Genomic DNA, 26,557 nt, shown 5'->3' with positions numbered 1-26,557 from the left:
ACGGAAAACTCCCTGTAAAACTCTCCGCCATGGACACGTCCCCCCTGATTCTTCTCGCCGCGGGCGGTACCGGCGGCCATCTGTTCCCGGCCGAGGCGCTCGGTGTCGAATTGATCCGGCGCGGCTTTCGCGTCCGCCTCGTCACGGATGAGCGCGCGCTGCGCTACAGCGGGCTGTTCAGCAAGGACATGATCGACGTCGTCAGCAGCGAGACCGCGCGCGGCCGCAACCCGTTTCAGCTTGCCTATGCCGGCCTCACGCTCGCCGTCGGCACGCTCTCCGCCTTCGGCCTGATCAGGCGATTGAAGCCCGTCGCCGTCGTCGGCTTCGGCGGCTATCCCACGCTGCCGCCGCTGGTCGCGGCAAAATTCGCCGGCGTGCCCGGCATCATCCACGACGCCAACGCCGTGCTCGGCCGCGCCAACCGTTTCCTGTCGCGTCATGTCCGCGCGATTGCGACCTCTTTACCCGGCGTGCTCGATCGCGATCCTGCGCTGGCCGGCAAGACCACGACGGTCGGCACGCCGATGCGGCCCGCGATCCTCGCGGCAGCAGCCGTGAAATACACCGCGCCGGAGCCGAATGGCCCGCTGCGCCTGCTCGTCGTCGGCGGCAGCCAGGGCGCGCGTATCATGGCCGATATCGTGCCGGGCGCGATCGAACGGNCGAGCCGGCGCTGTGGAGCCGGCTGATTCTCACCCAGCAGGTTCGCGAAGAGGACACGATGCGCGTGCGCGCGGTCTACGACAAGCTCAAGATCAATGCCGAGCTCGCGCCGTTCTTCACCGACCTGCCGGCGCGGCTTGCCTCGAACCATCTGGTGGTGTCGCGCTCCGGCGCGGGCACGGTCGCCGAGCTCGCCGCGATCGGCCGGCCCTCGATCCTGGTGCCGCTGCCGGGGTCAATCGACCAGGACCAGTTCGCCAATGCCGGCGTGCTGGCCAAGGTCGATGGCGCCGTGCGCATTCCGCAGGCCGAATTTACCTCGGACCGGCTGGCTTCCGAGATTTCCGCCTTCGCCGCCGAACCGGCGCGCCTCGCCGCCATGGCCGAGGCCGCCCGCGGCGCCGGCCGGCTCGACGCGGCCGAGCGTCTGGCCGATCTGGTGGTCAAAGTCGCGGGAATCTGACGCGAAAAAGCCCTTGTCTTCGCCTTCTAAAGCGGGGCATCCAGTACGAGCGGCCTGCGGCTGATTTGGCCGTGACCGTCGCCAGATGCCGCCTGTACGAGGCGGCGAGGTCAGGGAACAGAGCATGAGACTGCCGCGCGAGATCGGACCCATCCACTTCGTCGGGATTGGCGGGATCGGTATGAGCGGCATTGCCGAGGTGCTGGTCAATCTCGGCTATGCCGTGCAGGGCTCGGACGCCTCGGACAATTACAATCTCGAACGCCTGCGCAAGAAGGGCGCAAAGGTCTCGGTCGGTCACAAGGCGGAGAATGTCGACGGCGCCGAGGTCGTCGTGGTGTCCTCCGCGATCAAGCGCGACAATCCGGAATTGATGGCGGCGCGCGAACGGCGCATTCCCGTGGTGCGCCGCGCCGAGATGCTGGCGGAGCTGATGCGGCTGAAGAGCTGCGTTGCGATTGCCGGTACGCATGGCAAGACCACGACCACAACGATGGTTGCAACGCTGCTCGACGCCGGCGGGCTCGATCCCACCGTCATCAACGGTGGCATCATCAACGCCTACGGCTCCAACGCCCGCCTCGGCGCCGGCGACTGGATGGTGGTGGAAGCCGATGAGAGCGACGGCACGTTCCTGAAGCTGCCGACCGACGTCGCGATCGTCACCAATGTCGATCCCGAGCATCTCGATCACTTCAAGACGTTCGAGGCCGTGCAGGACGCGTTCCGCCATTTCGTCGAGAACCTGCCGTTCTACGGCTTTGCCGTGATGTGCATCGATCATCCGGTCGTGCAGAGCCTGGTCGGCAAGATCGAGGATCGCCGCATCATCACCTATGGCGAGAATCCGCAGGCCGATGCGCGACTGGTCGATCTCACGCCGATGGGCGGCGGCTCCAAGTTCAAGGTCGCGTTCCGCAATCGCAAGACCGGCGCGACGCATGAGATCGCCGATCTCGTGCTGCCGATGCCGGGGCGCCACAACGCGTCGAACGCGACGGCCGCGATCGCGGTGGCGCGGGAGCTTGGTGTCACGGACGATGCGATCCGCAAGGCGATCGCCGGCTTCGGCGGCGTCAAGCGCCGCTTCACCAAGACAGGTGAGTGGAACGGCGTCACCGTGATCGACGATTACGGCCATCATCCCGTCGAGATCGCGGCGGTGCTGAAGGCGGCGCGGGAATCCACTAACGGCAAAATCATCGCGGTGGTGCAGCCGCATCGCTACACCCGCCTGCAATCGCTGTTCGAGGAATTCTGCACCTGCTTCAACGACGCGGACGCGGTGATCGTCGCCGACGTCTATGCCGCTGGCGAGGCGCCGATCGAGGGCATCGACCGCGATCACTTCGTCGCAGGCCTGTGCGCGCACGGCCACCGCGAGGTGATCCCGCTGCCGGCAGCGTCGGAGCTTGCGGGTATCGTCAAGGGACTCGCGACATCGGGCGATCTCGTCGTGTGCCTGGGCGCCGGCAACATCACGCAATGGGCGTACGCGCTGCCGGACCAATTGAAGACGCTGGGGTGACGGCGGTGGGATTTCCCGATATCACACCAGAGCTCAAAGCCGCGATGCCTGATCTGCGCGGCCGGCTGCTGGCCAACCAGTCGCTCGCGGAGCTGACCTGGTTTCGCGTCGGGGGTCCCGCGCAGGTGCTGTTCACGCCGGCGGACGAAGACGACCTCGCTTATTTCCTCGCGCATCTTGCAAGCGACATTGCCGTCTACGTCGTCGGCGTCGGCTCCAATCTCATTGTGCGCGATGGCGGCATCCCCGGCGTCGTGATCCGGCTCGCGCCGCGCGCCTTTGGCGAGGCGAATGCGAGCGGCGACGTCGTCACCGCTGGCGCTGCCGCGCTCGACAAGCGCGTGGCGGAGGTGGCGGCGAGCGCCAATATCGGCGGGCTCGAATTCTACTTCGGCATTCCCGGCACGATCGGCGGCGCGCTGCGCATGAACGCGGGCGCCAATGGTGGCGAGACCAAGGACGTTCTGGTCGAGGCAACCGGCATCGGTCGCGACGGCAAGAAGCACGTCTTCTCCAACGCCGAGATGAAATTCGTCTACCGCAATAGCGGCGTCGATCCCTCCATCATCTTCACCTCCGCGCGCTTTCGCGGCGAGATCAGGGATGCGGAAGCGATCCGCGCGCGCATGGCGGAGGTGCAGAGCCATCGCGAAACGGCGCAGCCGATCCGCGAGAAGACCGGCGGCTCGACCTTCAAGAATCCGCCCGGCCATTCCGCCTGGAAGCTGATCGACGCCGCCGGCTGCCGCGGTCTGCGCGTCGGCGGTGCCCAGGTGTCGGAGATGCACTGCAACTTCCTGATCAACACCGGCGATGCCACCGGTCACGACATCGAGACGCTCGGCGAGACCGTGCGCGAACGCGTGAAGGCGAATTCCGGAATTGAGCTACATTGGGAAATCAAGCGGATTGGGATTTCATGATCACCGTCATTCCGGGGCTCGCGAAGCGAGAGCCCGGAATCCATCAGGCCTCAGAGACGGTGGGGAAATGGATTCCGGGCTCGCGACTTCGTCGCGCCCCGGAATGACGAATTGGAGAGATCGCGGACGATGAACATGCGCATCACCATCCTCTTCGGCGGCTCCAACAGAGAGCGTCTGGTCTCGGTTGCATCAGCTCAGGCGCTGCATCAGGCGCTGCCCGAGGCTGATCTCTGGTTCTGGGACATCCAGGACCGGGTGCACGCCGTGCAGGCGAAGCAGCTCGAAGAGCACGTCCGTCCCTTCGAGGACGAGTTCAAGCCCGGCACCCGCGGCGTGCCGCTGGAGCAAGCGCTCGATCAGGCCAAGGCAGAGGAGCGCGTGCTGGTGCTTGCCCTGCACGGTGGGCGCGCCGAGAACGGCGAATTGCAGGTGATGTGCGAAGCGCGCGGCGTGCCCTTTACAGGATCGGGCTCGGCTTCCTCGCATCTCGCCTTCGACAAGATCGCGGCCAAGCACTTTGCCGCGCTCGGTGGCGTGACGCCGCCGGCAGGGATCGCGCTCGACAACATCGACGAAGCCTTTGCCGAATACGGCCGGCTGATCGCAAAGCCCGCGCGCGACGGCTCGAGTTATGGCCTGATCTTCGTCAACGCCAAGCAGGACCTCGTCGCCGTCCGCAACGCGGCGAAGCTCGAGGAATATGTCATCGAGCCCTACGTCGCCGGCATTGAGGCGACTTGCGGTGTGCTGGAGCGGCCGGACGGCTCGATCCTCTCGCTGCCGCCGATCGAGATCATTCCGGGCGAGGGCAATTTCGACTACGCCGCGAAATATCTGTTGAAGTCGACCCAGGAGATCTGCCCTGGCCGATTCACGGCGGAGGTCACCGCCGCGCTGAAGCAGCAGGCGATGCTGGCGCATCGCGCGATGTCCTGCACCGGCTATTCGCGGTCGGACTTCATCGTCGCGGAGAAGGGCCTGGTTTATCTGGAGACCAACACGCTCCCCGGGCTGACCAAATCCTCGCTCTACCCCAAGGCGCTGAAGGCGGAGGGCATCGACTTCGTCGACTTCCTGCGCGGCCTGATCGAGCTCGCCGAGCGGGGTGTGCGGAAATAATTAGGATTGGTTAACGGCCGGACGGCCGAAATCGCCCGGTTTGGAACCCAAAACCGGTAAAATGCCAGACATCGCGGCATAAATGCCTCACAAGACGGGGCAAAAAGCTTTCCGCGTTAACGAATTTTACCTTTTGTTTACCAGGAAGTCCGAAGGTTAACGCTGGCGGCGCATATGGCGCTTTGGCTGCCGGCGTGTGAGCGGTTGCGGGGGTTCCCGCCTCCAGCGAACACCTTGAAGGGGAGAGGCTTCGTCTGCTGAAGACCAGCACCCGGCCCGGCAAGACCGAGACGTCATGTTCGCCAGGACCCGCGCGATGTCGCGGGCTAACTGTTGACGAGCTCGTGCAATGGATGGTGCAGGCAGCCTCACCCGGTCACTTTTCAGATCGCTGAGGCCCCAAGCTGATCTGAAGGCGGCCGCTATTGGAGCGGTCGTGCTTCTGCGCGAGTGGGTGCAGGAGAAGCGCGACGAGAAGCGCGCTGTCGCCAACGACAAGCTCAAGGCCAAGGCCAGAGCCGTCGTCGAGCGCGAGACGCCGCCGCGCGTGGTTGCGCTGGTCGAACGCTATCTGCCGCGCCGGGTCGGGATCAGCATGACCGTGCTGCTCCTGATCGGAAGCTGCGGCTTCGGCATCGTCAAGGGTGGCCACCTCCAGGATTTCATCACGGCCGTCAGCGACGCGCGCAATGCGATGGCCAATTCCGCCGGCTTCCGCATCACCTCCGTCGTGATCAACGGCCGCAAGCAGCTCACACAGGACGAGATCCTCGCGATCGGCGGCGTCAGCGGCCGCTCCTCGCTGCTGTTCCTCGACGCCGACGGCGTCCGCGACAAGCTCAAGGCCAATCCCTGGATCGCCGATGCGACCGTGCTGAAGCTCTATCCGGGCCAGCTCATGATCGAGATCACCGAGCGCAAGGCGTTCGCGCTGTGGCAGGAGGGCGGTCGGCTCTCCGTGATCGCCGATGACGGCGCCGTGCTCGAGCCCTATGTCTCGCGCCGCTTCCTGTCGCTGCCGCTGGTGGTCGGCAAGGGCGCCGACACGCAAGCCCGCGATTTCCTCGCGCTGCTGGCGCGCTATCCGCAAGTGAATTCGGTGACCAAGGCTGCGATCTTCGTCGGCGAGCGGCGCTGGAACCTGAGGCTCAAGGACGGGCTCGACATCCGCCTGCCCGAGCAGGACGTCGGCAACGCGCTCGCCGCGCTCTCCAAGCTCGACAAGGACGAAAAGCTGTTCTCCCGCGACATCGTCGCCGTCGACATGCGCCTGCCGGATCGGCTGGTGGTGCAACTCTCTGACGACGCCGCGAAGGCGCGCGAGGAGCAGTTCAAGGACAAGAAGTCCAAGAAGAAGGCCGGGGATTCCGCATGACCGGTCTCGATCGCACCCAGACGCCGAAGACACGCCCGATGCCGCACAAGCGCGGCGGCCTCGTCGCCTGCCTCGACATCGGCACCAGCAAGATGGCCTGCATGATCGCCCGGCTGAAGCCGTCGGCGCCGAGCGAAGCGCTGCGCGGCCGCACCCATGCGGTGGAATTGATCGGCTACAGCCAGATCCAGTCGCGCGGCATGAAAGCCGGCGCGGTGATCGATCTCGGCGAATGCGAGCAGGGGGTGCGCCAGGCCGTCGCGCTCGCCGAGAAGATGGCCAAGGTGCAGGTCGAGTCGGTGCTGCTATCGGTCTCCGGCGGCAGGCCCGCGGGCCAGCTCGTCGAGGCCGCAGCCGATATTCGCGGCGGCGCGGTCACGCCGGCCGACGTCAATCGCGTTACCTCCGCCGGCATGCGCCATGCGACAGGCGAGGGCCGCACCGTGCTGCACGCGCTTCCGGTCGGCTACACGCTCGATGGCGTCAAGGGCATCCGCGATCCTCGCGGCATGGTCGCGCATCAGTTCGGCGTCGACATGAACGTCGTCACCTGCGACGCCACGGTGGCGCGGAACTTGATGCTGGCGGTGGAGCGCTGCCACATCAACGTCGAAGCCATGGCAGCGAGCCCTTATGTAGCCGGCCTGTCGGTGCTGACCGACGACGAAGCCGATCTCGGCGCTGCCGTCATCGAGATGGGCGCGGGCACCACGACGATCGCGATCTATTCCGGCGGCCGCTTCGTGCATGCCGCGGGTTTCGCGGTCGGCGGGCAACACATCACAATGGATCTCGCACGCGGACTCTCGGCGACCATTGCCGATGCCGAGCGAATCAAGACCTTATATGGCACCGTCCTCACCGGCGGATCGGACTCGCGTGAGCTGATGTCTGTGCCGACAGCCGGTGACGAGCAGGATCTGCCGCAGATCGTTTCCCGCGCCACTATCGCCAACATCGTCAAGCACCGTGCCGAGGAAATCTTCGAAATGGTCCGGGACCGGCTGAAGGATTCCCCCTTCGCGGCCGAACCCAACGGCCGTGTCGTACTCTCGGGTGGCGCCTCGCAGCTCACCGGCCTCGTCGAACTCGGAACGCAGATTCTCGGCCGGCCCGTGCGGGTCGGACGTCCGCTCGGCTTCGGCCGGCTGCCCAACGAGGCGAAGAACGCCGCATTCGCGGTGCCCGCCGGGCTTCTGGTCTACCCGCAATATGTTCACCTCGAACATGTCGAACCGCGGCATACGCGGCAGCAGGTCAAGACAGGGACCGGTGGTTATTTCGGAAAGGTCGGACGATGGCTACGCGAGGGCTTCTGATGAACCGGTTCCGCAATCTTCGATTTTCACCAACTCCCGCGGCCGCCGGCCGGGGCGAACCCACGCGCACGTGATCGAGAGGCAAACATGACCATCAATATCAATGTTCCTGATATTCACGAATTGAAGCCGCGGATCACCGTGTTCGGCGTCGGCGGTGCGGGCGGCAACGCCGTCAACAACATGATCACGGCGGGCCTGCAGGGCGTCGACTTCGTGGTCGCCAACACCGACGCGCAGGCGCTGACGATGTCGAAGGCGCAGCGCATCGTGCAGATGGGCACAGCGGTGACGCAGGGGTTGGGCGCCGGTTCGCAGCCCAACGTCGGCGCGGCCGCTGCGGAAGAGGTGCTCGACGAGCTGCGTGACCATCTCTCCGGCGCCAACATGGTGTTCGTCACCGCCGGCATGGGCGGCGGCACCGGCACCGGCGCAGCTCCCGTGATCGCCAAGACCGCGCGCGAGATGGGCATCCTCACCGTCGGCGTCGTCACCAAGCCCTTCCACTTCGAGGGCGGCCGCCGCATGCGCACTGCTGAAGCCGGCATCAACGAGCTTCACAAGGTCGTCGACACGCTGCTGATCATCCCGAACCAGAACCTGTTCCGGGTCGCCAACGAGAAGACCACCTTCGCCGACGCCTTCGCGATGGCCGACCAGGTGCTCTACTCGGGCGTTGCCTGCATCACTGACCTGATGGTCAAGGAAGGCCTGATCAACCTCGACTTCGCCGACGTCCGCGCCGTCATGCGCGAGATGGGCAAGGCGATGATGGGCACCGGCGAAGCCTCCGGCGACAAGCGCGCGCTGACCGCCGCTGAAGCCGCGATCGCCAACCCGCTGATCGACGATAGCTCGATGAAGGGTGCCAAGGGCCTCCTGATCTCCATCACCGGCGGCAAGGACCTGACGCTGTTCGAAGTCGACGAAGCCGCGACCCGCATCCGCGAGGAGGTCGACCAGGACGCCAACATCATCGTCGGCGCTACCTTCGACGAAGCGCTCGACGGCCTGATCCGCGTCTCGGTCGTTGCCACCGGCATCGAGCAGGCCGCGATCGCCCGCAACACCCAGGCGACCAGCGCCCCGGTTGCGAACCCGGCGCCCCAGGCGCAGGCTCCGGCCGCGGTTGCCGAGAGCCGCCTTGCTGACCTGACCGCGCGTCTGCGCGCCGACAATCAGCGTCTGGCCGAGCGCGCCCAGAAGCTGGAAGCGCAGATCCCGGCGACGGCGTCCGCGCCGGTTGCGGCCGCTCCGACGGCACCGCGTCCCAACGTCGAGCGCGCCGCGCTCGCCGCCATCGCCGCCGCGGTTGCTCCGAACGTCCCGGCGGCACCGGTGCAGCCCGCCTCCTATGGTGACGTCACCGTGCGCCCGATCGCGCAGAAGCCCACCCTGTTCCCGGAACCTGAGCAGGCCCCGCTCGCCATGCAGGAGCCGATGACGCCCGATACCTTCATTCCGCCGCAGGCCGAGCGCCCGCCGGTGCGTGCGCCGCGGATGCCGCGTCTCGATGAACTGCCGATGCCGGCTCAGGCCGAGATTCGTCAGGCCCGCGGTGAGGTCGAGGAGGAGCACCCGCAAAAGACGCGTCTGTCGCTGCTCCAGCGTCTCGCCAATGTCGGTCTCGGCCGCCGCGAAGAGGAAAGCGAGCCGCCGATCGCGGCCCGTACCGCGGGTCCGGCAATGCCGCCGCTGCCCGACCGCAAGCCGCAGCGCAGCGTCGCCCAGCAAATCGCAGCCAGTGAACCGCCGGTATCGGAGTATGCTCGCCGGCCGGCGCCGCAAGGGCTGGACGCCCATGGCCGCCCCGCGCCTGTTGCGCCGGCGCCACAGGGAGACGACCATCTTGATATCCCGGCCTTCCTGCGACGGCAGGCGACCTGAGGATTGTTACAATTAGGCAGACGAAAAAAGGTCCCGGCGGGAAGCTTGCCGGGACCTTTCCATTTTCAACGTGAGAGCCCGGATTGCGCGTTCAAGCAACTGATTTTAAATCATTAATTATGCTTTCGGTGGTTCAGTAAAACTGCCGAAAACCGCCCTCAACCGCGGCGCAATTTGGTTAAGCCTTGTCGCGAATACGGCAGAGTTGGGGTAACAATCGGTAAAAAAGCGTGAGTTGGCGCTGTTTAGGGCAGTGACTATGGTTCGGCACGACTTGGGGATACGGAGATTCGGGCGGTCGACTGCGGTCGGTCAGTTGGGTCTTGTATAAGTCGCAGTGGGTCATAGTGGGGCGGGTTCCCGATGAAATTTAGCCGGCAAACAACGCTTCGTGCGCAAGCCACCGTGGCCGGCGTCGGCGTACACTCCGGTTCTCCCGTTACTCTCACGCTCGGGCCTGCACCTGTCGATGCAGGTTATATTTTTGTCCGCACCGGCCTTGAGGGAAATGACCGGGAAGTTCAGGCGACCGCCGAGCAGGTGATCGCGACCGAGTTCGCGACTGTCCTCGGTGACCGCGACGGTCCGCTGGTCGCCACCGCCGAGCACGTCCTTGCTGCACTGCGGGGCATGGGGGTGGACAACGCCATCATCGAGATCGACGGCCCTGAAGTGCCGATCATGGACGGCAGCGCTGCGGCCTTCATTGCGGCGATCGATCAGGCCGGGATCGTCACCCAGCCGGCGCAGCGCCGCTTTATCCAGGTCCTGAAGCCGGTCTCGGTTGCGATCGGCGACTCCTTCGGCGAGCTGCGGCCCTTCGCGGGCGGGTTTCGCGCCGAAATCGACATCGATTTCGCCCATCCGGTGATCGGCAAGCAGAGCTACGCGCTCGAGCTCAATCCGGAGCGTTTCCGCCGCGAAATCGGCCGTGCCCGGACCTTCGGCATGATGTCCGATCAGGCACGCCTCTGGAGCGCGGGCTACGCGCTCGGCGCCTCCTTCGAAAATACCGTGGTGTTCGACGACGAGCGGCTGCTCAATCCCGAGGGCCTGCGCTATGCCGACGAATGCGTGCGCCACAAGGTTCTGGACGTCATCGGCGATCTGGCGCTGGCTGGCCTGCCGCTGCTCGGGGCCTATCGCTCGGTTCGCGGCGGCCACAAGCTCAACCACGCCGTTCTCACCGCGTTGCTGGGCGATCGTACCGCCTGGCGTGTGGTCGAGGGCGAGGCGGCCCGCCGCACCACCCGTCCGGTGGTCGAGGTCGGCAGCGGTATCGTCGGTGGCCGGATTGCCGCGGCCTACGGGCCGGACGTGTCCTGAAGGATCTGTCGTCGCGGGCATCTGGTGGCCTGCGCCCCTGCGAAACACCTGGTAACCATGATCGGCTACCATGACGCGTGGCCGCCTTAATCCGGGCGAATTGCGCACCTATCCGGTCGTTTAGCGATCGTTTTTATGGATACATCGGCGTGGTCGCATTGGCAGGGCGCCACGGACAATCTCGCGTCCATGACGGGGTATGACCGGTTCATGGGATGGCGGGCACCGCATCACAGGGCGACGAGTCTCAATTCATGTCGGCACAGCGAATGACGCGCGAATATTTTCCGGTTTCGCCCAAGGCGTCGATCAAGATTCGCCCGCTGGCGCAGGCCGCGACCTTGTTCGTTCTCGCGCTGCCGCTGGCCGGCTGCGGTACCGGCGCACTCTGGGACAAGTTCACCGCCAAAGACGACACCTTCGTCGAGGAGCCCGCCGACAAGCTCTACAATGAGGGCCTGTTCCTCATGAACGAGAAGAAGGACATGAAGGCGGCGAACAAGAAGTTCGAAGAGGTCGACCGCCAGCATCCCTATTCCGACTGGGCGCGCAAATCGCTGCTGATGTCGGCCTATGCCGCCTACCAGGGCGGCGACTATGACGGTTGCATCGGCGCCGCCACCCGCTACGTCACGCTGCATCCCGGCAGCCCGGATGCCGCCTACGCGCAATATCTGATCGCCGCCTCCCATTACGATCAGATCCCGGATATCAGCCGCGACCAGGGCCGCACCGAGAAGGCGGTCGCCTCGCTGGAAGAGGTGGTGCGCAAATATCCGAGCTCGGAATATGCGGTCAGCGCCAAGGCCAAGATCGAGGGGGCGCGCGACCAGCTCGCCGGCAAGGAAATGAATGTCGGCCGCTACTACATGCAGAAGCGCGACTACACGGCCGCGATCAACCGCTTCAAGGCCGTCGTGACGCAGTATCAGACCACGCGCCATGTCGAAGAGGCGCTGTTCCGGCTCACCGAGGCCTATATGGCCATCGGCATCGTCGGCGAGGCGCAGACTGCGGCCGCCGTGCTCGGGCACAATTTTCCTGACAGCCGCTGGTACAAGGACGCCTATAATCTTGTAAAATCCGGCGGTCTCGAGCCGAGCGAGAATCAGGGGTCCTGGATCAGCAGGACCTTCAAGAAAATGGGCCTCGGCTAGGAAATTTGGGGTTCCATGCTGGCGCGTCTGTCGATCCGTGACATCGTCCTGATCGAACGGCTCGATATCGAATTCGCTCCCGGCCTTGCGGTTTTGACCGGCGAGACCGGTGCGGGCAAATCCATCCTGCTCGATGCCTTTGCGCTGGCGCTCGGCGGCCGCGGCGACGCCGGCCTCGTGCGCCACGGGGTGGAGCAGGGGCAGGTCACCGCGGTCTTCGACGTGCCGAAGACCCATCCCGCCACGAAGATCCTGGCCGAGAACGGGCTGGACGACACCGGCGAGATGATTCTCCGCCGGGTGCAGCTCGCCGACGGCCGCACCCGCGCCTTCATCAACGACCAGTCGATCAGCGTGCAGACCCTCAAGGCGGTCGGCGCCGCGCTGGTCGAAATCCACGGCCAGCATGACGAGCGCGCGCTGGTCGATGCCGCCACCCATCGCCGCCTGCTCGATGCCTTTGCCGGCCTCGAAAAGGACGTCGCGGTAGTCGAATCGCTCTGGGAGGCGCGCCGCACCGCCAATACCGCTCTGGAGGAGCATCGGGCCGGCATGGAGCGCGCCGCCCGGGAGGCCGACTATTTGCGCCACGCCTCCGACGAATTGAAGCGGCTCGCGCCCAAGGACGGCGAGGAGACTTCGCTCGCCTCACGCCGTACCACCATGATGCAGGGTGAGAAGATCGCCTCCGACCTGCGTGATGCGCAGGAAGCGGTCGGCGGCAATCACTCGCCGGTCGCGGCCCTGTCCGCCGCGGTACGCCGGCTGGAGCGCCGCGGGGTCAATTCGCCGGCGCTGGTCGAGCCTGCGGTCAAGGCGATCGATGCCGCGATCAACGCGCTGGAGGAGGCGGATCAGCACCTCCAGGCCGCTTTGGCCGCGACCGATTTCGATCCGGCCGAGCTCGAACGCATCGAGGAGCGTCTGTTCGCGCTGCGCGCCGCCTCCCGCAAATATTCCACGCCGGTCGATGGGCTGGCCGCGCTTGCCGCCAAATACGCCGCCGACGTCGTGCTGATCGATGCCGGCGCCACGCAGCTCAAGAAGCTCGAGCAGGCCGCGATCGAGGCCGATTCGCGCTATGCGGCCGCCGCCAAGAAATTGTCGCTGGCGCGGCAGAAGTCGGCGGAGAAGCTCAACAAGGCCGTCAATGCCGAGCTCGCACCGCTCAAGCTCGAACGCGCGAAGTTCATGACGCAGGTCGAGACCGACGAGACCGCACCGGGCCCACAAGGCTTCGACCGCGTCGAGTTCTGGGTGCAGACCAATCCCGGCACCAAGCCAGGACCGCTGATGAAGGTCGCTTCCGGTGGCGAGCTGTCGCGCTTCCTGCTCGCGCTCAAGGTCGTGCTGTCCGACCGCGGCTCGGCGCCGACCCTGGTGTTCGACGAAATCGACACAGGCGTGGGCGGTGCGGTCGCGGACGCCATCGGCGCGCGGCTCGCCCGTCTTGCCGGCAAGGTCCAGGTGATGGCCGTGACCCACGCCCCGCAGGTCGCCGCGCGTGCCGACCAGCACCTGCTGATTTCCAAGGACGCGCTCGACAAGGGCAAGCGCGTCGCCACCCGCGTCAACGCGCTCGCCGCCGACCACCGCCGCGAGGAGATCGCGCGGATGCTGGCCGGTGCCGAGATCACCGCCGAGGCAAGGGCGGCGGCGGAACGGCTGCTGCGGGCAGCGACGGCTTAATTCTCGTGTCCCGGACGCGCGTAGCGCGAGCCGGGACCCAGAGCGCTGCCGCATGGGCCTCGGCTCTGCAGCGCATCGCTGAAGAAGCGCTGCGCTGCGTCCGGGGCATGAGACCCTGACCCGCCTTTACCGTCCCACCCGCTCCGTCGTATCCAAGCACCATGGCAAGAGCAGCAAAATCCAACGCAAGGCCGCTTCGCGATATCGCCGATCTCACCAAGGCGCAGGCCAAGGTCGAGCACATGCGGCTCGCCCTCGAACTCGAGGAGCACGACAGGCGCTACTATCAAGAGGACGCGCCGACGGTTACCGACGCCGAGTACGACGGGCTGCGTCAGCGCTTCAATGCGATCGAGAAGCGCTTTCCCGAGTTCGTCAGCGCGGAGTCGCCGTCGCAGAAGGTCGGAGCCGCGCCGTCAGGGCGCTTCAAGAAAGTCCGGCATGCCGTTCCCATGCTGTCGCTCGACAATGCCTTTGCCGAAGAGGACGTCCGCGATTTCGTCGGCCGCATTGCACGCTTTCTCAAGCTTGCCGACGACAGGATCGATTTCTCCGCCGAGCCGAAGATCGACGGGCTCTCGATGTCGCTGCGCTATGAGGGCGGCGAGCTCGTCACCGCGGCGACGCGCGGCGACGGCGCGGAAGGCGAGGACGTCACCGCCAATATCCGTACGCTCGAGGACGTGCCGCAGAAGCTGAAGGGCCGCAACGTCCCCGACATCTGCGAGGTGCGCGGCGAGGTCTACATGACCAAGAAGGCGTTCCTCGCGCTCAACGAGCGGCAGAAGGCCGAAGGCAGCACCATTTTTGCCAATCCGCGCAACTCGGCCGCGGGCTCCTTGCGGCAGAAGGATCCCACCATCACCGCCTCACGCCCGCTCGGCTTCTTTGCCTATGCCTGGGGCGAGATGAGCGCGATGCCCGAGGGCACGCAGAGCGGCATGATCCATTGGTTCGAGCGCTGCGGCTTCAAGACCAATCCGCTGACCAAGCTGTGTCACTCGGTCGAGGAGCTGCTCGCCTTCCATCATTCGATCGAGGAGCAGCGCGCCGAGCTCGACTACGACATCGACGGAGTCGTCTACAAGGTCGATCGCATCGACTGGCAGGAGCGGCTCGGCTTCGTCTCGCGCACGCCGCGCTGGGGCATCGCACACAAATTCCCGGCCGAACGCGCCATGACGGTGCTGCGCGACATCGAGATCCAGGTCGGCCGCACCGGCTCCTTCACGCCCGTCGGCAAGCTCGAGCCGGTCGGCGTCGGCGGCGTGATCGTGCAGAACGTCACGCTGCACAACGAGGACTATATCAAGGGCATCGGCAACAAGGGCGAGGTCTTGCGCGAGGGGCGCGATATCCGGATCGGCGACACCGTCGTGATCCAGCGCGCCGGAGACGTCATCCCGCAGGTGGTCGATGTCGTCATCGACAAGCGGCCGAGAAACGCGAAGGAATTCCACTTCCCGAAGAAGTGCCCGTGCCCGCTGCACACCGATGTCGTGCGCGAGGAGACGGCCGCCGGCGAGGAGGGGTCGCGCGCCCGCTGCACCGGCGAGTTCGCCTGTCCCTATCAGAAGATCGAGCACCTGAAACTGTTCGTGTCGCGGCGGGCGTTCGACATCGACGGCTTGGGGGAAAAGCAGCTCCAGTATTTCTTCGACGAAGGCTGGGTGAAGGAGCCCGCCGACATCTTCACGCTGGAGAAGCGCAACGCGAAGCTCAAGCTTGAGGAGATCGAGGGCTACGGTGCGACCTCGGTGCGCAACCTGTTCGGCGCCATCGAGAGCCGGCGCAAGATCGCGCTGGAGCGTTTCATCTACGCGCTCGGCATGCGCCATGTCGGCGAGACCACGGCGCTGGCGCTGGCGCGCGGCTATGGCTCATGGGACGCCTTCCACGATGCCTGCCTCAAGGTCGCCAAAGGCGATGAGGAGACCATGGCCGACATGGATGCGCTCGACCAGATCGGCGACACCGTGATCAAGAGCATCGCCGACTATTTCGGCGAGAGCCACAACCGCGGCATCGTCGAGCGGCTGACCGGCGAGGTCGACATCGTCGACGCCGAGAAGCCGAAGAGCAACTCGCCGGTCGCCGGGAAGACCGTCGTGTTCACGGGCTCGCTGGAGAAGATGACGCGCGATGAGGCGAAAGCGACGGCGGAGCGGCTGGGCGCAAAGGTGTCCGGCTCGGTATCGAAGAAGACCGATCTCGTGGTCGCCGGCCCCGGCGCCGGCTCCAAGCTCGCGGAAGCCAACAAGCACGGCGTCAAGGTGCTGACCGAGGACGAGTGGCTGAAGCTGATCGGGGAGTAAGGGGGCGTTTGCACGCTTCTCACTCCGCCGTCATCACCCGCGAAAGCGGGTGATCCAGTATTCCAGAGACAGTGCGAGGATACGGAGAAGCCGCGGCGTACTGGGCCCCGGTCAAGCCGGGCATGACACGGAGATTGCGGAGGCGCGCTGCGCGCTCCCTCACATCATCCCGCTCTCTTCCTCCTCCGCCTGCTCGATCAGCTCCTCGCTGACGACGACCTCCCGCCGCGGCACGATGAAGATCATCGTGGCGGCGCAGAGCAGCGAGATCGCTGTTATCGCCGAGGTCAGCGGCAGCGTCGTGGTGGAATGTCCGCCGAGATAGGCACCGAATTGCGACATCAAGGCGCCGATGCCCTGCTGCAGAAAGCCCATCGCGCCCGATGCGGTGCCCGCGGCCTCGGGGCGGATGCTGATCGCGCCGGCGGCCGAATTCGCCATCACGAAGGCATTGCCGGCCATCACGATCATCTGCGTGCCGAACAGCCAGGCGGGTGCTTCGTTCCACCCGGTGAGGCTCCACAGCAGGTTCAACAGGCTGCCGCAGAGCTGCAGACCGAGCCCGAACCAGATCAGCTTCTCCAGCGAGTGGCGCGGCGCAAAGCGCACGCAGAGGAGATTGCCGACCAGATAGGCGAAGCCGGTCGTTGCGAACCATGCGCCATATTCGGCGCTGCTGCGGCCCATCTGCGTCACCACGATGTAGGGGCCGCCGCCGGCGAAGGCGAAGATGATCTGGGACGCCAGCACCTGGCACAGCACATAGCCGACGAAGGCGCGATTGCGGATCAACATGCCCACGTCGCCGCGAAAGCCGCTGCCGGCTGCGCGGCTCCGGCGCGTCTCCGGCAGCGCGAATGCGATGCCCACAGCGACCGCGATCGCGCCGATCGTGATGGCATAGAAGATCGCGCGCCAGCCGAACGCCGTTTCGATCAGACCGCCGGTCAGCGGCGAGAGCATCTGTCCGATCATGAGCGCCGCGACCACGAGGCTGATCATGGAGGCGACGCGGTCGCGCTCATAGATGTCGCGGATGATGGCTCGGCTCACCACCATGCCGGTGGCGCCGCCCAGCGCCTGGAAGAAGCGCGCGGCGATCAGTTGCGGCAGGTTGTCTGCGAAGATGCAGGCGATGCTGGCCGCGACCATCAGTGCGAGGCCTGCGAGCAGCACCGGACGCCGCCCGAACTTGTCGGACAGCGGGCCCATGACGAGCTGCGAGCAGGCGATGCCGACCATGTAGAGCGACACCGTCATCTGCGCGATCGAGATGTCGCGGCCGAAGGTCGATGCCAGCACCGGCAGCGCCGGAACGAGCATGTAGAGCGAGATCGGCGCAATCCCGGTCATGACGACCAGCAACAGCAGCACCACGCGCGATGTCGCGATGTTGCCGTACGCTGCCGCTCCGGGCGGCCTGTTGATCATGCCGTGCATGCGTGTCCGTCTCTTCACGAATTCGAATCGACTGTAACGTGCTCGCGCAAGACGGATATCGGCGTTTCGGAATGCGGCCATACCGAATCCGGGACGGTTATAACGAGTGCGCGCGGAGAGGCCGTTGTTCTACGGAGGAGACGGCGCGATGCTGGTGCGCTCGTGCCCAAACTCCGTCGTCATTGCCCGCGAAGGCGGGCAATCCAGTATTCCAGAGACCGTGCGACGATACGGAGAAGCCGCAGCGTACTGGATTCCCCGCTTTCGCGGGGAATGACAATTGTGGGGAGGATGGAGCGTTGCGCAAATCGCGTAGTGCCATGCGCCACGCTGCTGTTAGAGATTACGCCTTCAGCTCCGCCGTTGCCTGATCCAGCCACGCCCTGGTCGCCTCATCCAGCGCCGGCCGCACCTCGGCCTTTACCCGCGTGTGGTAGGCATTGAGCCAATCGAGCTCGTCGCGGCTCACCATCGCGACGTCGATCAGGCGGCGGTCGATCGGCGCCAGCGTCAGCGTCTCGAACGCGTTCATCGATTTTTCGGCGCCCGGAATCTCCGCGGCGACGACCAATTCAAGATTCTCGATGCGGATGCCGAAACCGTCGGTCTTGTAGTAGCCGGGCTCGTTCGAGAGGATCATGCCGCGCTTCAGCGGCGTGGTGCCGAGCTTGGAGATCCGTGCCGGCCCCTCATGCACCGACAGATAGCTGCCGACGCCGTGGCCGGTGCCATGCTCGAAATCGACGCCGGCGGCCCAGAGATATTGCCGCGCCAGCGTGTCGAGCTGCGCGCCAGTGGTGCCGTCCGGGAAGACCGCGCGCGCGATTGCGATATGGCCGCGCAAGACGCGGGTGAAGCGGTCGCGCATCTCGTCCGTAGGCTCGCCGACCGCCATGGTGCGGGTGACGTCGGTGGTGCCGTCCTCATATTGCGCACCGGAATCGATCAGCAAAAGGTCGCCGCGGGCGATCCGCCGGTTGCTCTTGCGGGTGACGCGGTAATGCACGATGGCGCCGTTCGGGCCCGTTCCGGAGATGGTCGGGAACGACACGTCCTTGAGCGCGCCGGTGTCGCGGCGAAACGTTTCCAGCGCCTCGACCGCGTCGATCTCGGTGAGCTTGCCGCTTTCCGCCTCGCGGTCGATGAAGGCGAGAAAGCGTGCCAGCGCCACGGCATCGCGCCGGTGCGCGGTCTTGGTGCCGGCGATCTCGGTCGTGTTCTTGACCGCCTTCAACAGTGCAATCGGATCGCTGCCGCGCACCGGCTTGCCGCCGGCGCCCGCAATCAGCCTGCTGAGGGCATCAGCCGCAGTGGCATTGTCGAGCGCAATCGCGGCGCCGCTCTTGGCCAGCGCCATCAGCGTCGGCGCCATCGCGTCGGGCTCGCGCACGTCGGCGGATTGCTCGAGATGATCGCGGGTGAGATTGGAAAGCTTGCGATGGTCGATGAACACGGTCGGCCGGCCGTTTTTCGGCACCAGCGCGTAGGACAGCGGCAGCGGCGTATGTGCGACGTCGGCGCCGCGGATGTTGAAGGTCCAGGCCACCGCGTGGCTGTCGGACAGGACCAGCGCCTCGACGCCGAGCTTTTCGATCTCGGCGCGGATCTGCTTCAGCTTTTCGGCCTCGGCGGTGCCGGCAAATTGCAGGCCGTGCACCGCGACCGGTGCCAGCGGGGGCAGCGGCCGGTCCTGCCAGATCGCATCGACCGGGTTGCTGTCGACCGCCACCAGCTCGGCGTCCGCCTTGGCGCAGACGGCAGCGAGACGCTCGGCTGCCGCAGAAGTGTGCAGCCATGGATCAAATCCCAGGCGGTCGCCGGCCTTCAGATGCGCCGTCAGCCAGCTCTCCGGCGGCGGGTCGACCAGCGACTCCACCGCCCAGGCCTTCGCGTCGACCTGCTTGGCCGCCTGAAGCGTGTAGCGGCCGTCGACGAAGACCGCGGCCTCGTGGGTCAGCACCGCGGCAAGTCCCGCCGACCCCGTGAAGCCGGTCAGCCAGGCGAGCCGCTCTTCCGACGGTGGCACATATTCGTTCTGCTGCTGATCGGCACGTGGAATCACGAAACCGGTCAGCTTGCGGCGGGCGAGCTCTTCACGGAATGCGGCAAGCCGCGCCGCCAACGCGACGCCGGCCTCCGGCTCCTCGAATGTCTGGAAGTGCGCTTCGAACATGACGGCTCAATCTAGGATGATGGGGATCAGTCCGCAATGTAGACGCATTTGCAGCGCATTTGGCATGGACTGTGCTTGAAAAAGTTCTGCTTGAGTCGAGTGGAGTAACGGGATGCGGCCTTTGAGCTTCGTCCGGACAACAGGGAAATTCGAGCAAGTGTTTCTACTCAACGGCGAGGGGACACACGATGCCTGCGTTCACGTTTGAGAAGATTTCGCCGCCGGTCCGCCGCGCCCCGGCCGCAACGACGCCGAAGAAGCCGCGCGGCGTCATCAGCCAGATGATCGACCGTTTCGCCGAGCGCCGCGCCCGACGCGCCCTGCAAGGCGAGCGCGTGCCGAAGCGGGGGGACGAGAAGGCGGCGGAGTAGCGCTGTGTCGACGATGTTGTAGGGTGGGTTAGCGTAGCGTAACCCACCGCATCCTGCGCGGCGACGGAAGTGGTGGGTTACACCTTCGGCTAACCCACCCTACGATCGCTACAGCAGCTCACCCAACCTTCTGCAGCAACAGGCTGCTCCAGCCCTCGATCCGCAGGTGCCGCAGCGGCACGAGGCCGCGCGCGCGGTAGGCGGCGATGACCGCGGGGGCCTGGTGGGTCAGGAGGCCAGAGAGGATCACCCGGGCTCCAGGAGCGAGATGTTTCGCCATAGGGCTCGCCAATTGCCGCAACGGATTGGCAAGGATGTTGGCCAGCACCAGGTCGAACGGGCCGCACCCAGTGAAATCCGGCGCAGCGAAGCCGGTGGCGCGGATCACCCGCACAAGGTTACCAACTTCATTCAGCCTGCCGTTCTCGGCTGCCACGCGCACGGAAGGCGGATCGATGTCGGAGGCGAGTACCCCGCGGTGCAGCGCCTTGGCCGCCGCTATTCCCAGCACGCCGGTGCCGGTGCCGAGGTCGAGCACGCGCCGCGGGCGCGCACTCTTCAGGACATGGTCAAGCAGCAGTAAACAGCCGCGCGTGGTGCCGTGGTGGCCGGTGCCGAAGGCGAGCGCCGCCTCGATCTCGATGGCGAGCTTGTTCTGGGCCACGCGATCGCGATCATGGCTGCCGTGCACGACGAAGCGCCCGGCCGGCACCGGGATCAGATCCTCAAGGCTCGCCTTGACCCAGTCCTTGGCCTCGACCGTATCGAAGACGAGGGTGTCGGCGATCTCGTTTCCTGCTGAGGTTACAACGAGTTCGCGCAATAATGCCTGGTCCGGCACTTCTGCGAAATGCAGCGTGACGTCCCATTGTCCGTCCGGCCGCTCGAAGGCGGCGACGGCCGCGTCGCCCTCGAAAAAGACCTCTGTGAGCACATCGACGACGCGCTTGGCCGCGGCCTCATTGCCGATCGAAAAGCTGGCGCGATGGGTGGAGGAAGGCTGCATCTGGAGGACCCGCTGGCTTCAATTTTTGGAACTTTTGTTCCCAATTTTCCGCATAACTTGCTGTTCCCGGATTAACTTGACCGAAGGTTGTGCACCGTAGATTTCCGGATGTTGGGGTCAACCAACACACCTAGAAATGGAAACGGAGGCGAGTCTTGAAGCGTTTGGTTCAGAAGTTCTGGTCCGATGAATCCGGGGCGACGGCGATCGAATACGGCCTGATCGCAGCCGGTATCGCGCTGGCGATCATCACCGTGGTGAACAGCCTGGGCACCACCATGAACGACAAGTTCGGTTCGATTAGCACCTCCTTGAAGTAATTTCCGCCTCCCATTTCCCAGCGGCGGCTGTTTTCTTCATAGATTGCTTTTGACTATCGCCCGCGGGGGAATTGCCCCCTGGCGGGCGAAGTCGTTTTGGATGCGCGGCTTCCGGGGCGGTATCCACAAGCTATCCGCTCGTTTCACCGGATGCCGTCCACCGGCTTATCCCGCCGCTTATCCCTAAGCTTTCCACAGCCTCTCCCGGTAAGTTCCAACAGCACGTACACAGGCATCCGCCAGCCATGGTTGAATTGCCGCTCACGCCCTTGGCGGAAGATGTTCTTTCAGTCGTCGCTAATCACGCGGATGACCTGCGCCGTCGCGCTGGAGATTGCCGAACAATATCCCAATTTGCTTCCGCATGGAGAGCCGAGCGACGTATTCGTTTTGGCGGACGACTTTCGCGGGTCAGGCCGTATCAGCGGCGCGCTCAGCATCCCGCTGACGCAATTGGCAGTTGGTGACTTCAAGACCGTCGATCGCCGCCGCCTGCAGGTTAACAAAGCCATTGGCCGCTACCAGAACCAAATCCGGTATATCTCTGGCATGCTCTAGCGAGATTTGGACCAGCGAGCCTTCGCGGCTTTGCTGGCAATCTCCTTGCGGCGCTTGGCCGACATATTCTCCGCCCGGGCCTTTCCGCCCATACGGCCGAGCGCCACAGCGGCAGCTTTCTTGCCATCCTCTGTGGGGATGTCCTCGATCTCTCCGGTGATGATCTTGTGCCGACCAGGACGGCGGTGCCGATCACGTCGCCGGGGCGCTTTTCGCCCTTGGGTCCTCTTGGCACCTATTCCACAACCTGTAGACTGCTTGCCGCCAAGCATATTACGTTTTGAGGATTTTCAGATGCCCAACTTCGCACCACACATTGCATTTTTGGTTTCTGTGATGTCGTTCTCGGGAATGGCCTCTGGTGAGGTGCCGCCCACCTTATGTCCGCCAAACGCTTGCGAATTTCTCGTTCAAAACTTCTCAGGCACTTATCCAAGTGAGAGAGAGCGGGCTCGCGGCCAATGGAACTGTTGGGATCAAAACTCGAAGACTTCGATCGCATGCACCTATGTGCATGGTGATGACATTCAACAATATTCGGATGTTTATCGGAAGAAGAATGGGGAAGGCGCTTGTAATGCCAAGTGCAATGCTCTGCACCCAAACTCTTTTGATGCCGGATTCGACTACTGCCTCAAGGCATGTGAGTTAAGTCCAACGAATTAAAATTTCAAACTGAGACACTACCCTTAGGCCGCAGCCTGTCCACAGCCCATCCACAGTTTTATCCACGGCTTCCGAACAGCGCGCGGTGATCCCGCAGGATCACCTGCGCCGCATTGTGGCCGGGGGCGCCGGTGACGCCGCCGCCGGGGTGGGCGCCGGAGCCGCAGTGATAGAGCCCCCTCAGCGGCCCGCGATAATCGGCATGGCCCAGCATCGGCCGCGCCGAGAACAGCTGGTTCAGCGTCAGCGCGCCGTGAAAGATGTCGCCGCCGACGAGACCGAACTGCCGCTCGAGATCGAGCGGCGAGAGGATCTGGCGGCCGAGCGCGCTGCTCGCAAAACCAGGCGCGTATCGGTCCACCGTCGCGATCATGAGATCGGCGACCTCCTCGCGATGATCGTCCCAGGACTTGCCGTCGGGCAGTTCGGGCGCGACGTGCTGGCAGAATAGGCTCGCGACGTGCTTGCCCGCGGGCGCGAGCGTGTCGTCGAGCGTCGAGGGGATCAGCATCTCGACGACGGGCTCTCGGCTCCACCCTTGCGCGCGCGCATCGAGATAGGCGCGGTCCATGTAGTTGAGGCTCGGCGCAAGGATAATGCCGGAGGTGAGGTGATCGCCTTCGCCCGGCAGCACCGTGAAGGAGGGCAGGCGGTCCAGCGCCACGTTCATACGGAAGGTGCCGGAGCCGTTCTTCCAGTGGCGGATGCGGGCGAGGAAGTCCGCGGGCAAGGCGTCGGCCGCGACCAGCCGCGTGTAGAGCAGCTTTGGATTGACGTTGGACGCCACATATTTTGCACGGATCGTCTCGCCGTTCTCTAGGATCACGCCGGCCGCGCGGTCGCGCTCGACGATGACCTCGCGCACGCCGGCGTCGAGCTCGATCGCGACGCCCTGGTTGCGCGCGGCGCGCGCCATCGCCTGCGTGATCGCGCCCATGCCGCCGATGGCGTGGCCCCAGACGCCCTTCTTGCCGTTCACCTCGCCGAAGGCATGGTGCAGCATCACATAGGCCGAGCCCGCCGCGTAGGGGCTGGCGTAATTGCCGACGATGGCGTCGAAGCCGAACAGCGCCTTGACGAGATCGTGCTCGAAGCGCTCGTCCAGCATCTCGCCGGCCGAACGGGTGAAGAGGTCGAGCAGGCTGCGGCTCTGCTCAAGCGTCAGGGAGCGCAGGATGTTGGCGCTCTGGACCGCGTTCACGGCCTCGCGGAGCGCGCCAATACCAAAGCTGTCGAGCAGGTTCGGCGGCGCGCGCAGCACGAATTGCCGCAGCACGTCCGCGATGTCCTCCAGTTCGCGCGAGAAGCCGTCGAGCGCGTCAGCATCATGCGCGCTGAGCCTCGCGACCGAGTCTTTCGTTCGCCCTTCGCCGGTGAGGAGATAACGGCTGTCGGGGGCGGGCAAGAAATTCTGCGCGCGCCGTTCGACGACGCGCAGGCCGTGCTCGGCGAGCCTCAAGTCGCGGATCACCTGCGGATTGAGCAGGCTCACCGTGTAGGCCGCGACCGAATTGCGGAAACCCGGATGAAACTCCTCCGTGACCGCGGCCCCCCCGACCACCTTGCGGCGCTCGACCACGCGCACGCGCAGGCCCGCCATCGCGAGATAGGTTGCGCAGGTGAGGCCGTTATGGCCAGCGCCGATGATGACGACGTCGGTTTCGGTCATGAAAGGTTCAATGTTCCCTGGTCATTCTTCGCGCGCCCCGGAATGACGTTCTATATCAGCCATTTCCCGCCGCAACACAGCACCGTTTATTGCCCGTTCAGGCGCCTTGTGCTCCATTGCGCGCGCCCGGCGCCCGCCGGGCGACTGTCTGACGCGTTTTCTCGCGCGAACCGGTGCCCACTTCGCTGGAAAAACGCTTTTGCCGGAGCTCCCATGGATTCGATCGTGCAACCCGCCGCCACGGAGCAGCCGTCGTCGTCGCGCAACCGCCTGCTGCTGACGGTCTATACGGCCGCGATCTTCGTCAGCGCGCTGCTGCTGTTTTCGGTGCAACCGCTGTTCACGAAGATGGTGCTGCCGCGTCTCGGCGGCTCGCCGGCGGTGTGGTCGGTGGCGATGGTGTTCTTCCAGTCGCTGCTGCTCGCGGGCTACGCCTATGCGCATCTGCTCATGCAGGTCAGGAACCGCATCGTTCCGGTCGTGGTGCATCTGTTGCTGCTGGTCGCGGCCTTTGCCACGCTGCCGCTCGGCATCGCCGGCGCCTATGGCGAGCCGCCGAGCTCGGGTTACGCCTTCTGGCTGCTCGGCCTGTTCGTGGTCTCGATCGGGCTGCCGTTCTTCGCGCTCGCCGCCAACAACCCGCTGCTGCAGGCCTGGTTCGTCCGTACCGGCCACCCCGACGCGCATGATCCGTATTTCCTCTATGCCTCTTCCAACATCGGCAGCTTCCTTGCGCTGCTGTCCTATCCTTTCCTGCTGGAGCCGATGTTCACGCTGCACGCGCAGAACCGGCTCTGGACCGCGGGCTATGGCCTCTTGATTCTGCTGATCGCTGCTTGCGGCGCGCTGCTGTTGCGCTCGCCGAGATCGGCCGCAATCGTCGCTCAAACCGACGACGCGAATGCGCCGGCGCCGGGGCTCGTGACGCGGCTGCGCTGGATCTTCCTCGCCGCGGTGCCGTCAGGCCTGCTCATCGCCGTGACCGCGCACATCTCCACCGACGTCGCGGCCGCGCCGCTTTTGTGGGTGCTGCCGCTGTCGCTCTATCTGTTGACCTGGGTGCTGGTGTTCCAGTCGCGGCCGCTGTTGCCGCACAAATGGATGCTGATGCTGCAGCCGGTTGCGATCGCCGGCGTTATTCTGCTCCTGGCCTTCGGCGGCGAGCAGAACCTGCTGCTCACGCTCGGCGGCCACCAGCTCTGCTTCTTCGTCATCGCCATGGCCTGTCATGGCGAGCTGGCGCGGACGCGGCCGGCCGCAAGGTATCTCACCGGCTTCTATGTCGCGCTGTCGTTCGGCGGCATGGTCGGCGGCCTCTTTGCGGGGCTGGTTGCGCCGTTCACCTTCTCATGGATCGCCGAATATCCGATCTTGGTCGCGCTTGCCGCGCTGTGCCGGCCATCGGCGAACGAGCGGCTCGCAAGTCTCGTCAAATGGTATTGGCTGGTGCTCGCCGCGCTCGCGGTGGCGCTGATCGCACCATCATATACCACGGGAGATCTGTCGACCTGGTTCGAGGATCACCGCGTCTGGGTCGCCGGCGCCGTCGGCGTGCTCGCAGCGCTGCTGACGCTCGCGCTCAATGCCGGCCGCTGGAAGATCTTTGCCACCGTCGTGCTCGCGCTGGCGCTGACGCGAATCTATCCGGCGGACGAGGGGCGCGTCGTCACGGTGCGCAGCTTCTTTGGCGTGCACAAGATCGTGGTGACGCCAGGCGGCTATTTCCATGTGCTGATGCACGGCACCACCATCCATGGCGCCGAGCGCTTCCGCAACAATGACGGCACGTCCGTCACCGGCCGGCCGGAGCCGATCACCTATTACCACAAGGACGGCGGCATCGGTCAGGCCATCAGCGCGATCCGCGAGCGCAAGGGCGCGCCGCTGACGGTTGCGGCGATCGGCGTCGGATCGGGTACGCTCGCTTGCGCCGGCGAGCCCGGCGAGAGCTGGAAATTCTTCGAGATCGACCAGACCATGGTCGATGCCGCGCGCGATCCAAAATATTTCCGCTACATCTCGAGCTGCGCGCCGGACCTGAAGCCGGTGATCGGGGATGCGCGCCTCACTTTCGCGAAGGAGCCTGACGGCGCCTACGACCTCATCATCGTCGATGCCTATTCGTCGGATGCGATCCCGATTCATCTCGCCACCGAAGAGGCGATGAAGATCTACAAGGACAAGCTCGCCCCGCACGGCGCCGTGGTGATGCACGTCTCCAACCGGCATCTCGATCTCGAGCCCGTCGTGGTCGGCATCGCCGACGCCAACGACCTGAAGAGCTGGGTCTACAACGAGGACTCCGGGCGCGACGCCGATTACATCTTCTCCACCGACGTCGTCATCTCCGCGCGCGAGGAGGCCGACGTCGGCAAGCTCGCCAAATCCGAGCAGTGGGAGGAGACCGACCACGACGAGAAGGTGCGGGTCTGGACCGACGACTATTCGAACATCCTCGGTGCGCTGTATCGGCGTCTGAGGGCGGGGGAGTAGGGGGCGCTGCGCCCTCGTCACAAACTCAGCCGCACGATGGATTCCGGGCTCGCGCGCGTTGCGCGCGCCCCGGAATGACGGCAGTTACGGC

General features: G+C 65.3%; 20 protein-coding genes and 1 pseudogene. 17 read left to right on the top strand and 4 right to left on the bottom strand.

The genetic code is table 11. The features are described from left to right. Positions 1-29: 29 nt before the first annotated feature. The 12 genes and pseudogenes from AXW67_RS43935 to ligA form a co-directional block, all read left to right on the top strand. Positions 30-665: pseudogene (locus AXW67_RS43935) on the top strand (glycosyltransferase); the annotation flags it as partial. 1 nt (position 666) lies between these two features. Next, the coding region (locus AXW67_RS43930) for a glycosyltransferase (protein WP_283806458.1) at positions 667-1,129 on the top strand (463 nt) is incomplete at its 5' end. A gap of 124 nt (positions 1,130-1,253) precedes the next feature. After that, positions 1,254-2,657: a UDP-N-acetylmuramate--L-alanine ligase gene (gene murC, locus AXW67_RS11530; RefSeq protein ID WP_063677970.1), complete on the top strand. Its 1,404-nt coding sequence runs from the start codon at positions 1,254-1,256 to the stop codon at positions 2,655-2,657. 5 nt (positions 2,658-2,662) lie between these two features. Next, on the top strand, positions 2,663-3,580 hold the full coding sequence (gene murB / locus AXW67_RS11525; RefSeq protein WP_027556895.1) for a UDP-N-acetylmuramate dehydrogenase: 918 nt from the start codon (positions 2,663-2,665) through the stop codon (positions 3,578-3,580). 135 nt (positions 3,581-3,715) lie between these two features. Next, complete coding sequence (locus AXW67_RS11520) at positions 3,716-4,702, top strand: D-alanine--D-alanine ligase family protein (protein ID WP_063678051.1); 987 nt, start codon at positions 3,716-3,718, stop codon at positions 4,700-4,702. A gap of 349 nt (positions 4,703-5,051) precedes the next feature. Beyond that, positions 5,052-6,077, top strand: coding sequence for a cell division protein FtsQ/DivIB (locus tag AXW67_RS11515; protein WP_027556897.1), 1,026 nt, complete (start codon positions 5,052-5,054; stop codon positions 6,075-6,077). Beyond that, entirely contained in the window at positions 6,074-7,396 is a 1,323-nt protein-coding gene (gene ftsA / locus AXW67_RS11510) for a cell division protein FtsA (RefSeq protein WP_027556898.1), read from the top strand. The genes AXW67_RS11515 and ftsA overlap by 4 nt, the downstream gene beginning before the upstream one ends. Before the next feature lie 87 nt (positions 7,397-7,483). Next, a complete protein-coding gene (gene ftsZ, locus AXW67_RS11505) occupies positions 7,484-9,283 on the top strand; it encodes a cell division protein FtsZ (protein WP_063677969.1) in 1,800 nt (599 codons plus the stop codon). 363 nt (positions 9,284-9,646) lie between these two features. Further along, complete coding sequence (gene lpxC / locus AXW67_RS11500; RefSeq protein ID WP_027556900.1) at positions 9,647-10,609, top strand: UDP-3-O-acyl-N-acetylglucosamine deacetylase; 963 nt, start codon at positions 9,647-9,649, stop codon at positions 10,607-10,609. 254 nt (positions 10,610-10,863) lie between these two features. Beyond that, complete coding sequence (locus AXW67_RS11495; protein WP_063678050.1) at positions 10,864-11,766, top strand: outer membrane protein assembly factor BamD; 903 nt, start codon at positions 10,864-10,866, stop codon at positions 11,764-11,766. 15 nt (positions 11,767-11,781) lie between these two features. Further along, a complete protein-coding gene (recN, locus tag AXW67_RS11490; RefSeq protein WP_063677968.1) occupies positions 11,782-13,455 on the top strand; it encodes a DNA repair protein RecN in 1,674 nt (557 codons plus the stop codon). A 161-nt stretch (positions 13,456-13,616) separates the two neighbouring features. After that, the gene (ligA, locus tag AXW67_RS11485; protein WP_063677967.1) at positions 13,617-15,770 is read left to right on the top strand and encodes an NAD-dependent DNA ligase LigA; all 2,154 of its coding nucleotides are present in this window, start codon (positions 13,617-13,619) and stop codon (positions 15,768-15,770) included. Between the two features lie 159 nt (positions 15,771-15,929). Here ligA and AXW67_RS11480 read toward each other — a convergent pair whose 3' ends face one another. Then, on the bottom strand, positions 15,930-17,210 hold the full coding sequence (locus AXW67_RS11480; protein WP_063677966.1) for a multidrug effflux MFS transporter: 1,281 nt from the start codon (positions 17,208-17,210) through the stop codon (positions 15,930-15,932). Positions 17,211-17,553: 343 nt separating this feature from the next. Next, on the bottom strand, positions 17,554-19,383 hold the full coding sequence (locus tag AXW67_RS11475; RefSeq protein ID WP_063677965.1) for an aminopeptidase P family protein: 1,830 nt from the start codon (positions 19,381-19,383) through the stop codon (positions 17,554-17,556). A gap of 188 nt (positions 19,384-19,571) precedes the next feature. Here AXW67_RS11475 and AXW67_RS11470 point away from each other — a divergent pair, with 188 nt between their 5' ends. Next, positions 19,572-19,754, top strand: coding sequence for a hypothetical protein (locus AXW67_RS11470; RefSeq protein WP_063677964.1), 183 nt, complete (start codon positions 19,572-19,574; stop codon positions 19,752-19,754). A 118-nt stretch (positions 19,755-19,872) separates the two neighbouring features. Here the strand turns inward: AXW67_RS11470 and AXW67_RS11465 are convergent, their stop codons facing one another. After that, complete coding sequence (locus tag AXW67_RS11465; protein ID WP_063677963.1) at positions 19,873-20,760, bottom strand: 50S ribosomal protein L11 methyltransferase; 888 nt, start codon at positions 20,758-20,760, stop codon at positions 19,873-19,875. A gap of 155 nt (positions 20,761-20,915) precedes the next feature. Between AXW67_RS11465 and AXW67_RS11460 the strand changes: the two genes are divergently transcribed. The 3 genes from AXW67_RS11460 (at position 20,916) to AXW67_RS41780 (ending at position 22,304) form a co-directional block, all read left to right on the top strand. Continuing rightward, positions 20,916-21,080 (top strand): Flp family type IVb pilin, encoded by a 165-nt coding sequence (locus tag AXW67_RS11460; RefSeq protein WP_027556908.1) that lies wholly within the window; start codon positions 20,916-20,918, stop codon positions 21,078-21,080. Positions 21,081-21,359: 279 nt separating this feature from the next. Further along, positions 21,360-21,638: a hypothetical protein gene (locus tag AXW67_RS11455; protein ID WP_063677962.1), complete on the top strand. Its 279-nt coding sequence runs from the start codon at positions 21,360-21,362 to the stop codon at positions 21,636-21,638. Positions 21,639-21,932: 294 nt separating this feature from the next. Further along, positions 21,933-22,304 (top strand): hypothetical protein, encoded by a 372-nt coding sequence (locus AXW67_RS41780; RefSeq protein WP_145927547.1) that lies wholly within the window; start codon positions 21,933-21,935, stop codon positions 22,302-22,304. A gap of 58 nt (positions 22,305-22,362) precedes the next feature. Here the strand turns inward: AXW67_RS41780 and AXW67_RS11445 are convergent, their stop codons facing one another. Next, positions 22,363-23,973 (bottom strand): phytoene desaturase family protein, encoded by a 1,611-nt coding sequence (locus tag AXW67_RS11445; RefSeq protein ID WP_063677961.1) that lies wholly within the window; start codon positions 23,971-23,973, stop codon positions 22,363-22,365. Positions 23,974-24,186: 213 nt separating this feature from the next. On the opposite strand from AXW67_RS11445, the gene AXW67_RS11440 reads away from it, so the two are divergent. Beyond that, entirely contained in the window at positions 24,187-26,466 is a 2,280-nt protein-coding gene (locus AXW67_RS11440) for a spermidine synthase (protein WP_063677960.1), read from the top strand. Positions 26,467-26,557: the final 91 nt, after the last annotated feature.

Origin of the sequence: Bradyrhizobium neotropicale (assembly GCF_001641695.1) — a bacterium.
GTDB classification, from domain to species: Bacteria; Pseudomonadota; Alphaproteobacteria; order Rhizobiales; family Xanthobacteraceae; genus Bradyrhizobium; species Bradyrhizobium neotropicale.
The sequence above is the reverse complement of the archived record's forward strand: the minus strand, read 5'-3'. Positions and strand labels throughout refer to the sequence as shown.